The organism is Acidimicrobiia bacterium, from assembly GCA_035471805.1.
Classification (GTDB): Bacteria; Actinomycetota; Acidimicrobiia; order Spongiisociales; family JAHEDJ01; genus JAHEDJ01.
The window spans coordinates 27,321-39,050 of sequence record DATIPS010000040.1; the positions used below are offsets into that span (position 1 = coordinate 27,321).

Below are 11,730 nucleotides of genomic sequence, written 5' to 3' on the forward strand. Positions count from 1 at the left end.
TGAGTGATTGTACCGCTGCGATGGGCGCGAGGCCCGGCATCCCGGATGGCCCACGGCATAGGATGCCTGTATGGCAATCCACGATGGAGGCTCGAACTCAGCCTCCGGACGCCGACCGAGAGACATGAGATACGGCGCCGCCGTAGCGGCCGGCATCGGAGTAGCTCTCTTCTTGAGCGTGATGCCGCTCATCCCGCCACAGCCCCTGGCGGTCGACGCCGACCCGGTTGAGTACTCGGCAGAGCGGGCGATAGAGCACGTGCGGGTCGTTGCACGTGAGTCCCATCCGATGGGGAGCAAAGCCTCCGCCGGCGTTCGCAGCTACATCGTCGAGGTCCTTTCGGACATGGGTTTGGACCCCGAACTGCAGTCCGTTGTGGCTGCGGACTACTTCGGGGATCCGGGCAACACGGTGGATGTGATCAACTTGATGGCGCGTATTCCGGGAACTGATTCAACGGGTGCCGTCTTGCTGATGGGCCACTACGACACGGAGCCGGGGAGCCCTGGAGCCAACGACAACGCAACGGCAGTGGCGACGCTGCTCGAGACTGCCCGGGCGCTGCTGGCCGGAGAGGACCTGCGGAACGACGTCATCTTGCTGTTCACCGATGGAGAGGAACCTGCACCCCGCTACGGGTCCGTTGCCTTCGTATCCGGCCACCCGTGGATGGACGACGTCGGCTTCGTGCTCAACTTCGAGGCAATCGGTGGTTCCGGACCTTCGGTGATGATCGAGTTGAGCGGCCCCGCTCGATCGATGATCGACCGGTACGCTGCGGTGGTCCCCAGTCCTGCCGCCTATTCCCTGATCACCGAGGTGAACCGGGTCATCGGCGGGTCCAACACCGATTTCTCCAAGTTCCGCGATGCGGGTGTCGCCGGTTTCGACTTCGCCTACATCCACGGCTCACCCATCTACCACACCCCTGCCGACGACGTTGAGAGCGTGAGCTTGCGAAGTCTGCAACACCATGGTTCGAACGCCCTGTCTCTCTCGCGCCATTTCGGCGCTTTGGATCTCGCCGGGCCAACCGACGACGGCGAGGTGGTCTTCTTCACCGCTGCCGGGTCGTGGGTAGTCCGCTATCCGGCGTCCTGGGCGCTGCCGTTCGCCATCCTGATAGCGATCGGGTTTGTGGCCGCGGCCGGTCGCCGACCGGTCCGCCGGTTGCTGTCCGGCGCAGGGATCGTGCTATCGGCAGTCCTGGCCGGTACGGTCGTTTCCAGCGTGATCTGGTGGTTGCTGACCGGTGTGCGACGCACGCCCGGCATGTGGGAGAGCTACCTATACCTGGCGGTTCTGCTGACCGTGGGGGCCTCTGTTCTCGTCTTCCTGATGCGACGATCGGGCCGGCGGTCCGGGCGTGCCGACCCGGCCGGAGGTGCGGTCCTGATCTGGGTCGGTCTGGCAGTTCTCACCGGTGCAACGCTGCCGGGCGCCGGCTACCTGTTCGCATTGCCTGCGCTGGCCGGCGTGGTTGTGCTCGGGACTCCGGCCGACGGAGCAGTCCGGCCGTTCGGTTTGTTCCGGACGCTGGCCGTTGCGGTTCCGACGCTCGTCGTGCTGGTTCCCACCATGGACTTCTTCTTCCAGTTCGCGCAACCGAGACCCGGGAATCTGGATTCCGAGGTGATCTCCCTGATATCGATCACGCTTTTCCTCGGACTCCTCGCCGGAGCGTTGTTCAGGCCACTGTGGACTGCTTCTGACGCGTCGGGCGCAGCCGGCGTTCGACTCTCCGTCTCCGAATGATCCACACGAAATCGGATTGAACGCCGCTAACTTTCCGGCATGAGTAGACCGATTGTTCTGGTTCCCGGTTTCTGGCTGGGCGCGTGGGCGTGGGACGAGGTTACCGCCGCCTTGCGTGCCGACGGGCACGATGTCACGGCAGTGACGCTGCCCGGTCTCGAATCGGCCGACGCCGACCGGTCGAATATCACCCTCACCGATCACATCGACGCCATCTGCCGGGCGGTGTCTACTGCGGGGCCTCCGGTGGTGCTCGCAGTGCACAGCGGCGCCGGGGCCCCCGGGTATGCGACAACCGACCGGATTCCGGAGCAGATCGCGGCGATGGTCTACGTCGATTCCGGCCCGGCAAAGGGCCCCCTCGACCCCGACCTCACCTCGATCGAGGTGCCGCTGCCTTCTCGGGAGGAACTCGAGGAGGAGGAAAACCTAGACGGTCTCAGCGAGGAGCAACTCGATACCTTTCGGCGGAGGGCCGTTCCGGAGCCGGGCGCCGCCCTGCGCGAGTCGGCGGAGCTGACCAACGAAGCCCGGCTCGACGTGCCCTCCGTCGTCGTGTGCACGGGGTTTTCCTCGGCACAGATCAAGGCCGCGGTCACGGAGGGTTACACGTGGCTCGGCGGCCTGGCCGAACTGCGCGACGTTGCCTACGTCGACCTGCCCACCAGCCATTGGCCGATGTGGTCGCGACCGCGCGAGCTGGCGGCCATCATCGGAGGAATCGCCCGCCGTGCTTGAGGACATCTCGGTTCGGGGCGGGTTGTGGCGGTGGGGTGGTTGGAAATCGAGCCGCGCCGCCGGCCGGCGGCTGCCGGCTGTGGTCCGGTGGATCGTGCGCGGGTTCAGCCCAGTTCTTCTCGCAGCTGTCGTTTGAGGATCTTGCCGGCGGCGTTCCTGGGCAACTCGTCCACAGCCACGGCCCGCTTCGGTATCTTGTAGCGGGCGAGTTTGCCGTCGCAGAAGTGGATTATGTCGGAGGCGTCGAACATCTCCGGATCGCGCGGCACCACCACGGCCAGCCCGGACTCTCCCCACCGCTCATCGGGCACCCCGATCACTGCCACGTCGAGCACGTTGTCGTGCCTGAACAGCAGCTGTTCGACCTCGGCCGGGTATACGTTCTCGCCGCCGGAGATGAACATGTCCTTCCACCGATCCACGATGTAGACGTACCCGTCCTCATCGACGCGGGCTGCGTCGCCGGTATGCAGCCAACCGTCGGTGAACGATTCGGCGTTCGCGTCCGGTCGCTCCCAATAGCCGGGAGTGACATTGGGTCCCTTGGCCCAGAGTTCGCCGATGGCTCCAACGGGGAGATCGTTACCCTCCTCGTCGACGATGCGAATCGAGGTGTGGAGGACGGGTTTTCCGACAGAGCCGGCTTTGGTCAGAGCGTGCTCCTCGTCTGTAAGGAACAAGGTCGGGCTGGTTTCGGTCAGTCCCATTCCCTGCCTGATGTAGATACCCCTGCCGGCATAGCGCTCCAGCAAAGTCACAGGCATGGCCGACCCGCCGCACGCCCACGACTGGACTCTGGACAGGTCGGTGGACTCCCAGCCGTCGTACTCTGCCAGGAACTGATAGACGGCCGGTACCCCGAAGAAGTGGGTGATCTCCCCGGACCCCAACCAGTGCAGCAGCCTCTCCGGGTCGAACTCCCTGAGGTTGACGGACGATGCACCGAGCCGCAGACAGGGCGTTGTGTAGAGGTTCAATCCTCCGGTGTGGAAGGTCGGCAACACGTTCAGGTTGCGCGACTTGTAAGTGAGTCCGACGGCATCGCCGATGTTGATCGCGTTGTAGAAGAACATCCGGTGGGTGATTAGTGCACCCTTGGGATGGCCGGTCGTGCCGGAGGTGTACATGATGGCCAGCGGGTCGTCGTGGGTGGCCGTGACGGAGGGAGCAGCATCAGGGTCTGCTCCGGCGAGGGCAGCTTCGTAGGCGTCGCCGAGGCTCAGGCAGGAGGGCGCCACGAGCTGGTCGACCGCCTGCCGGAACTGCTCTTCGTAGATCAGCACGGTCGGGCGGCTGTCTCCGACGATGAACTGCAGTTCGGGTACCGCCAGTCGCCAGTTGAGCGGGACGATGATCGCCTTCAGGTGTGCACAGGCGAACAGCACTTCGAAGATGTCGATCGTGTTTTCCGACAGGAAAGCCACCCGGTCACCCTCGCCGACGCCCTTTCCGGCCAGCCATGCGGCCATCCGGCGCACCCGATCGTCGAGTTCGGCGTAGGTGTGAGTCTTGCCCGAGTAATCGTCTATCAGAGCCACGGAATCCGGACGGATATCCGCATGGAAACCGATCCAATCGTATGCCGGTACTGCCATCTCGCTACCACCTCACCACATTTGCCGCCCACGTGTAGCCGGTTCCAGCCGAGATCAAGAGCACATAGTCGCCGGGACGGAGGTCCTCACGCCGCTGCGCCAGGCCGACGATTGGATCGATGCCCGACATGTGTCCCGTCGTGTTGAGGTAGACGGTTTTCTCCTCGGGAAGGTCGAGTTCCTCGAGGACCCAGTTGAAGAACGATCGTTTGAAGTGAAGCGGCACCATCAGGGCGAGATCACCGGAGGTGATGCCTGCACGTTCGAGCGCCTGCCGGGCCACTTTGATGAAGTTCGGTCCCGAGACCGGGTCGAGGCGCTCCTTCATCGAAGCAGGATCTCCGACATCCAGATAGTGCATGCCCGTTTCGACGGTCTCGTGACTGGCAGGATGTTTGCTGCCGCCGGCATAGACGGCCACATCATCGGCAAACCGGCCGTCGGTGATGATCGCCGAAGAGACGATCTCGTGACCGGGGCGCGACTTCGACAAGACCGCCGCTGCTCCACCGTCGCCGAAGTTGAACATGAAGCGCGATCGTTGGTTGGAGTAGTCCAGGAGGTGCGACTCCCTGCTGGCCCCGACGAGCAGCAGCGTGTCGACGTCGGCGGCGCCGCGTAGAAAGTCGGATGCCACCTTCAGTGCCACCGGTGCCCCACACGACACGTTGGCCATCTCCAGCGCCCAGGCATTCGTCGCCCCGACCAGTTGCATGATCTTCGGGCTGACCGACCAGACCTCGTAATCCCGCCACATCGATCCGAAGTAGGCGACCACGTCCACCTCTCCGGCCTCCACACCGGCCCGTTCGAGCGCCAGCAGACCGGCCCGGGCGCTCATGTCTGAGTTGTGATCCTCTGGGCCGGCGATGTGCTTTCCTTCGAGACCGAAACGTTCGACGATGATTCGTTCCTCGATCCCGGAACGTTCCCCGATCTCCGCGGCGGTCATCCAATGCTCGGGCAGCCAGGACGCCACGTCGACGATATTGACGGCGGTCATGCAGTCTCCATGAACCTGTGGATTGCGGCGACAACGAGTGGTGCACTCGATCCGAACAGGAACGTTAGGTGGTTGCCCGGAAACGATTCGAGGTGGCTGTTCCTGATGCGTTCGACCGTCGCCTCGCCCTGGTCTTCTGGAACGATCGGAGGGGCTCCCGGAGGGCCGAATGAGCCCGAAGCCCGCAGAAAGAGGGTGGGCCGGTCGATCGTTGCGACCAGGGTGGGCCAGTCCACTGCGAGCGTTCCTTCACTGGCCTGGCGGATGTGGTCCGGGAACGACCTGGCCTGCACGGTTCCGTCCGGGTTCTCCTCGACGTCGGCCCGGTAGAAGCTCTCGATGACGGGATCCCACCAACCGTCGAAATACGGCAGAGCCCGGATGTACTGCAGATAGGCCTCCCATGAAGGCAGCACGACTTCGAGGCGATCGAGGGACGGCTTGATCTGATCCAGGATTCCCTCATGCACTTCGGCCGGGGCATCGATGACGACACAGCGGTCCACTCGGTCGGGATGGTTGGCCGCCATGTAATACGTGAGGAGTCCGCCGAACGAATGACCGCCGAGGGCCACCGACCCGAGACCCAGGGCATCGAAGAGTCCGAGCAAGTCGGCGGCGTGGTCGGCCATCGTATAGCCGGACTCCGGCTTGTCGCTCTCACCGCGGCCCCGTAGATCGATCGCGAGAACCCGCAGGCCGCTCGCCAGCCCGGCCGCGATCAGCCCATCGAACGAGTGGGCGTTGGCGGTGAGCCCATGGGTCAGCACCAGGGTTTGTCGTCCCGTGCCGTGCTCGATGTAGTGCAGCCGGATGCCGTTGGTGCCAACGTAGCGGTCCGTCACGGGGTCTCCTCGACGTAATCTTGTTTGATGATCCTGCGCAGTGTCTTGCCGGCGACGCTGCGTGGGAAGGAATCGAGGACGAGCACTTCGCTCACCTTCTGGAATCTTGCCGAAACCCTGGCGTTGACCCAGTCGCGCACCCCGTCGCCGTCGATGCTCGACCCCGGCTTGAGGACGACTGCCGCGATCGGCGTTTCGCCCCACCTCGGATGGGACACGCCGAACACGGCTACGTCGGTCACGTCGGGATGCTGGATGATGATCTCTTCGATGTCGCGCGGGTAGACGTTGACTCCTCCGGAGATGATGAGGTCTTTCTTGCGATCGACCAGGAAGAGGAATCCGTCCTCATCGACGTATCCGAGATCACCTGAGTAGAGCCAGCCCTCTTTGATCGCCTCGGCGGTCAGGTCCCGGCGCTTGTAGTAGCCGGGCATCGTGATAGGGCCTCTCCCGATGATCTCACCAACCTCCCCGGGGGGAAGGTCGTTGCCGTGATCGTCCACGATTCGCATTTCGTAGAGCGGGGGAGGAACGCCGACCGATCCCGGCTTGGCCTCGTAGTCGTCACGATCGAGGATCGTCACGAAGCCTTCGGTCAGGCCGTACAACTCGGAGAACCGGTTGGGTAGCCGGCGGGCCAGGTCCTGTTTGTGTTCGAGCAGCAGCGGCGCCCCTACCGATCCGATCATCTCGAGGCTCGGGAGGTGCTCCTCGTTGAAGTCGTCGTGCTGGAGCAGGTCGATGATCTGGGAGGGAACCAGCATCACGTGAGTCACCCGCTCGGCCGCCATCGAGTCGATCATGCGGCGGGCGTCGAACGACGGGTGGAGAACGTATGTGCAGCCCAGGTAGAAGGCGGGCATCAACGTGAGGAACGCCCCGTTGAACACGAGCGACCCGGAATGCAGGATCACGCTTTCAGGCTTGATCCTGTAGGACGAGGCGAAGCCGGTGCAGTAGGCCTCGCGGATCTCGTGCGTGTGGACGATGCCCTTCGGCTGGCCGGTCGTCCCGGAGCTGTAGATGATGTTGAAGGTGTCGTCCCGGTCGATGGCGACCGCGGGGGGTTCGGAATCCGGGGCGGTTCCGGTCAGATCCGGGTAGAACCGGAATCCGGGTAGGTCGGCATCGGTGAGTATGAATCGATCGTCGGCGACGGCGGTGAGGCGTTCTCGCACCTCGCGGATGTGTGGAGCCATGTCGGCCTGGCTGATAACTGCAATCGACTCTGAGTCGGTGATCAGATTCGCCAGCCCTTCGCCGCGCAGCAGCGGGCTCAGCGGCACAACGACTATTCCGGTCTTCGCCACGGCCTGGTAGATCTCCAACACCTCGAGCGAGTTGCCGAGGATGGTTGCCACCTTGTCGCCCTTGCCGATCCCCAACCCCAGCAGGGCGTTGGCCAGCCGGTTGACCCTCTTGTTGAACTCGGAGAATGTGAGCCGGTGATCTTCGAACACGACGGCCAGCTTGCCCGGGTAGTAACGGGAGTGGCGAGACAACAGTGTGTTGATGGGCATCGACCCTCCTATGGCCGAAAGAGCGCTAGCAGCCGTTTGCGGCCGTCGGCGATCTGCGGCCGCTTGACCCTCCATGTGCCGACGATCCCGTAGGGCAGGTATAGGACGAGGACGACGTAGGCGGCTCCGATGAGCAGATCGGAAGAACCACCGAACCAGCGGTCCAGGTAGTACTGGAGCAGCCGGAAGACGGCGGCACCGACGACGGCCCCACTGATTGTTCCGACGCCGCCGATCAGGATCACCAGCAGAGCGGTGACTGTGTAGCCGAGGCCGGCAACGTTCGGCGTCACGATCGGCTGGTGGATCGTGTGAATCGTGCCGGCCAGTGCGGCCGTGACCGATGCGATGACCAGCACAACCAGCTTGAACCAAAACGTATTGAACCCGAGCATCAATGCCCGATCCTCGTTGTCCCGGATGGCGTTGGCGACCTTCCCGAGCGGGGAGTCGGCGATCCTGGTGTACAGCATGTAGACCGCGACCAGGATGGCGAGGGTGATCAGATAGAAGACGAACCGCTCGTTCGTGCTGTCGAGGAAGCGCGCCGGAGCAGGAATGCCCTGCAACCCGATCTCGGCGCCGGCGAAGTCCGCCAGGTCACTGGACTGGATCACGATCCAGAACATCGATGCTATGCCAAGGGTGATCAGTGCGAATGCAATGCCCCTGACGCGCGGTAGCACGACGCCGAACAGCAGAGCCTGCAAGATCGCCGCCGCCAGGACCACCAGCAGCGCGGTAGGCCATGCCAGTTCGGCGGTCTTGAGCATGATGCCGAAGGTATACGCCCCAACTGCGAAGAACATCGCATGGCCGAACGACAGCAATCCTGTCACTCCGAGGATCAGGTCGTAGCTCAGGGCGTACAGCGCGAGAATGAAGATCTCGATGGCGAGACCCTGGAGGAACCTGGCATTGCCTTCGTCATTGGCGAACACGGCGCCGACGCCCTGACCGTCCACGACCAGTGACACGACGAACGGGAACAGCACCATCAAGCCCGTCGCGATGAGGAGGCCGCGCCGGTGGATCAACCAGCGGCGTACGATCGACTGCAGGCTCCCGTCATTCCGTGAAGCCGTCATCGTTCGGTCCTTCCGAACAAACCCGCCGGCAAGACCAGCAGTACGACGATCATCAGCAGTATCGCGGCTGCCGGAACGAGTGTGGGGGACGGCTTGAACGGCTCATCGAGGAAAGGCAGGTTGATGCCCGACTGCCCGTAGCGAATGATTATCTGTTGAAGGAGGCCGACCAGCACGGCACCCGCCGCCGCCCCCGGGAAACTCGTCAGCCCGCCGATGGCCAGTGCCACGATCGCCGAGAGGAGGAACACGGCCCCCATGCCGGTGCCCAGTCCGATGGACGGGGCCGCCAGTACACCACCGAAGGCGGCCAGTCCGGATCCAAGGGCAAAGACCAGGGTGAAGACCCGGCGAACGTTGATGCCGAGCGCTTCGACCATCTCGGGATCCTGAACACCTGCCCGGATGATCATTCCGATCCGGGTGCGTTTGAGTAGGAGGGTCACGCCGATCAGCACCACAATCCCGGCCAGGATCACGAACCCCTCGTTGTAGACCCGGAGGCGGCTCCCGAAGGCCTCGAGGGTCGAACAACCGCTGAAGAACCCGCCCAGCCCTTCTCCGGGACAGCCGGGGCCGGTACCGTTGAAGGCTGCCGGTCTGCTCATCGTGAACTCCGGGCGGCCCCACACCTCGCGGACTAGTTCGATCAGGATGAACCCGACTCCAAGCGTCACCATCAGTTGATAGATCGGACGGTCGTAGAGGGGGCGAATGAGGGCGACTTCGATCAGTGCCCCCGCCGCCGAACCAACCGCCACCGATACGACCATCGCCAGGAAGAAGCGCCAGGTAGTGCTGAGTCCGAAGACCCACTCGTTCAGGGGTTCCTTGACTGCCAGCAGGACGGTTGCGGCGATGATCAGAGACCCGAATCCGAGCAGATGTCTGCGAGTAACGATGCTTCGTTCGTCGACCTGAGCGCGGAGCACGTTGAACCCCAGCGCCAGGAGGGACCCTCCGGCCAGAGTCGCCAGGACGGCGATCGCCGCCGGCCAGCCGAATGTATCCGGTGGGAGGGGAGCGAGCGTGCCCAGGTCGATTTGAACCGAGAAGTTGCTGGGGCTCATCGCGAAATTGCCCGGATCCCAGATGACCAGAGGGAAGCGAGTCACGGAAACGAACGTCGTTGTGGCACCTGCGGCGAGCAATCCCAGACCCGCCCAGCGGCGGCGAAGCGGGTTCGACCCGATGGCGGCGGCGAGGCTGCGCCACAGCGGCAGCAGCGTGAATGGGGCAGACAAGATGAGGAGGGGAACGAGTATGTCGACCACCGTGTCGAACCTCGTGTAGACGGTCCAGCCGACGTACGCGCCGAGCATGAACAGCTCTCCGTGCGCGAGGTTGAGGACGTCCATCAGGCCGAAGATGAGGGAGAGGCCGGAGGCCACGAGGAAGGTGATGGCACCGACCGACAACCCCTGCATGATCGTTGAGAACCAGTCTTCCCGCTCCACCCCCGACAGCGCGGCGAGGAGCAAGAAGACGAGGATCGCCAGCGTGGCGAACCGATTGCGGTTCTCTTTGAACCAATCAGAACGCCGGCGTGCAGGGGAGGAGGTTGCGGTGGTCACCGCTGTGCCCCCCTTGCCTCGAGAGCCCGGGACTCCCCCCACGTGGCACGGTGGGAGAGTGCCTCTGGTCCGTTCACGGACGCGTGCGGCCAACGGCCGACGGCTGCTGGCCGACGGTTGCGAGCTTTCATGCCGCCCCCAGGTATCTCTTGATCGTCTCTTCGTCGTCAACCAGATCGGCCATCGAGCCCGCCTTGACCGACTTGCCCTCTTCGATGATCACGTAGTGCTGGGCGAGCCGGCTGGCGACGATGAAGTTCTGCTCCACGAGAAGGACCGTCGAGTGTTCCGACAACCGGGTGATGGCGTCCATCATCTGCTCGATGATCACGGGCGCCAGGCCCTCACTCGGCTCGTCGATCAGGAGTAGCCGGTTGTCCGCGACCAGTGCCCGGGCGACGGCCAGCATCTGTTGCTGTCCGCCGGAGAGGTTGGTTCCCGGCAAGCGAATCAAGCGTTTGAGGTCGGGGAAGAGGCCAAAGATGAGGTCTGCGCGTGCAGCGAGATCGCCCTTGTTGCGCTCGGCGATACGCAGGTTCTCCTCGACGCTGAGCTCGGCAAAGATCGCCCGGTGCTCGGGCACGTAGCCGATGCCCATATTGGTGATGTCGAAGCTGCGGCGCAGCGTGATGTCCCGGCCATCCAGTTGGATCGTCCCTCTCCGGGCGGGAGTCAGTCCGAGGATGGTTTTGAGGGTGGTGGTCTTGCCGGCTCCATTGCGGCCCAGCAGCGCGACGATGTCTCCGGCAGGGACGTCCAGCGATACTCCTTCGAGTATGTGGTATTGACCGATGAAGGTATGGACCTCGTCCAAGCGGAGCAGGCTCATCGGTCACCCTGGGGGTCTTTGTAGAGCTCGCCGAGGTAGGCGGTCTGCACTCGTTCATCGGCCGATATCGCAGCCGGACTGCCTTCGGCGAGCAGGGCTCCCTGGTGCATGACGGTTATTCGATCGGATACCGACATGACGACGTTCATGTTGTGCTCGACCAGGACGACGGTCTTGTCTCCGGACTCCTGAATCGACTGGACGAGGCGCATCAGCTCCGGCACCTGTTCGGAAGCCATACCTGCCGTGGGCTCATCCAGCATGAGCACCTCCGGATCCGGGGCGAGGATCATGCCCAGTTCGAGCTTCCGTTGATCACCGTGCGGAAGTGTTCCGGCCAACTGTGCGGCTTTGTCGGTCAGGCCGACCTGATCGAGCACATCCATGGCCCGATCGAAGTATTGACCGAAGCGTCGGTGCGAACGGAAGAACCGGAGGCTATCGCCGCCCATGGCCTGCGCGGCGAGGCGAACGTTCTCCAGTACGGTCAGATTCGGGAAGAGGTTGGTGATCTGAAACGATCTACCGATACCCCTGTGGATGGTCCTGTGCACCGGTAGCTGAGTGATGTCGTCGCCTTTGAAGAAGACGCGACCACCGGTCGGCCGCAGCGTCCCGCTCACCAGATTGAAGAAGGTGGTCTTGCCGGCTCCGTTTGGGCCGATTATCGAGTGCAGTGAGCCGGCTTCGATAGAGACCGAGACGTCATCCACGGCGACGAGCGCACCGAATTCTCTGGTCAGGTTGCGGGTTTCGAGGATGACGTTGCTCATCGCCTC

At 63.6% G+C, this 11,730-nt stretch carries 10 protein-coding genes; 2 read left to right on the forward strand and 8 right to left on the reverse strand.

Annotation, left to right across the window (positions count from 1 at the left end; all coding sequences use genetic code 11):
- Positions 1 to 70: 70 nt before the first annotated feature.
- Together VLT15_08485 and VLT15_08490 are read left to right on the forward strand one after the other, a co-directional pair.
- On the forward strand, positions 71 to 1,756 hold the full coding sequence (locus tag VLT15_08485; GenBank protein HSR45251.1) for a M28 family peptidase: 1,686 nt from the start codon (positions 71 to 73) through the stop codon (positions 1,754 to 1,756).
- Positions 1,757 to 1,795: 39 nt separating this feature from the next.
- Positions 1,796 to 2,494, forward strand: coding sequence for an alpha/beta hydrolase (locus VLT15_08490; GenBank protein HSR45252.1), 699 nt, complete (start codon positions 1,796 to 1,798; stop codon positions 2,492 to 2,494).
- A gap of 104 nt (positions 2,495 to 2,598) precedes the next feature.
- Here the strand turns inward: VLT15_08490 and VLT15_08495 are convergent, their stop codons facing one another.
- From VLT15_08495 to VLT15_08530, 8 genes are all read right to left on the reverse strand, one after another.
- Positions 2,599 to 4,089, reverse strand: coding sequence for a long-chain fatty acid--CoA ligase (locus VLT15_08495; protein ID HSR45253.1), 1,491 nt, complete (start codon positions 4,087 to 4,089; stop codon positions 2,599 to 2,601).
- A gap of 4 nt (positions 4,090 to 4,093) precedes the next feature.
- Positions 4,094 to 5,092, reverse strand: coding sequence for a 3-oxoacyl-ACP synthase (locus tag VLT15_08500; GenBank protein ID HSR45254.1), 999 nt, complete (start codon positions 5,090 to 5,092; stop codon positions 4,094 to 4,096).
- Entirely contained in the window at positions 5,089 to 5,937 is an 849-nt protein-coding gene (locus tag VLT15_08505; protein ID HSR45255.1) for an alpha/beta hydrolase, read from the reverse strand. The genes VLT15_08500 and VLT15_08505 overlap by 4 nt, the downstream gene beginning before the upstream one ends.
- Positions 5,934 to 7,460: a class I adenylate-forming enzyme family protein gene (locus VLT15_08510; GenBank protein HSR45256.1), complete on the reverse strand. Its 1,527-nt coding sequence runs from the start codon at positions 7,458 to 7,460 to the stop codon at positions 5,934 to 5,936. The genes VLT15_08505 and VLT15_08510 overlap by 4 nt, the downstream gene beginning before the upstream one ends.
- A gap of 8 nt (positions 7,461 to 7,468) precedes the next feature.
- Complete coding sequence (locus VLT15_08515; GenBank protein HSR45257.1) at positions 7,469 to 8,548, reverse strand: branched-chain amino acid ABC transporter permease; 1,080 nt, start codon at positions 8,546 to 8,548, stop codon at positions 7,469 to 7,471.
- Positions 8,545 to 10,122, reverse strand: coding sequence for a hypothetical protein (locus tag VLT15_08520; GenBank protein ID HSR45258.1), 1,578 nt, complete (start codon positions 10,120 to 10,122; stop codon positions 8,545 to 8,547). Before VLT15_08520 ends, VLT15_08515 begins: the two co-directional genes overlap by 4 nt.
- A 127-nt stretch (positions 10,123 to 10,249) precedes the next feature.
- On the reverse strand, positions 10,250 to 10,951 hold the full coding sequence (locus VLT15_08525; GenBank protein ID HSR45259.1) for an ABC transporter ATP-binding protein: 702 nt from the start codon (positions 10,949 to 10,951) through the stop codon (positions 10,250 to 10,252).
- Positions 10,948 to 11,724, reverse strand: coding sequence for an ABC transporter ATP-binding protein (locus VLT15_08530; GenBank protein HSR45260.1), 777 nt, complete (start codon positions 11,722 to 11,724; stop codon positions 10,948 to 10,950). Before VLT15_08530 ends, VLT15_08525 begins: the two co-directional genes overlap by 4 nt.
- Between the last annotated feature and the right edge of the window lie 6 nt (positions 11,725 to 11,730).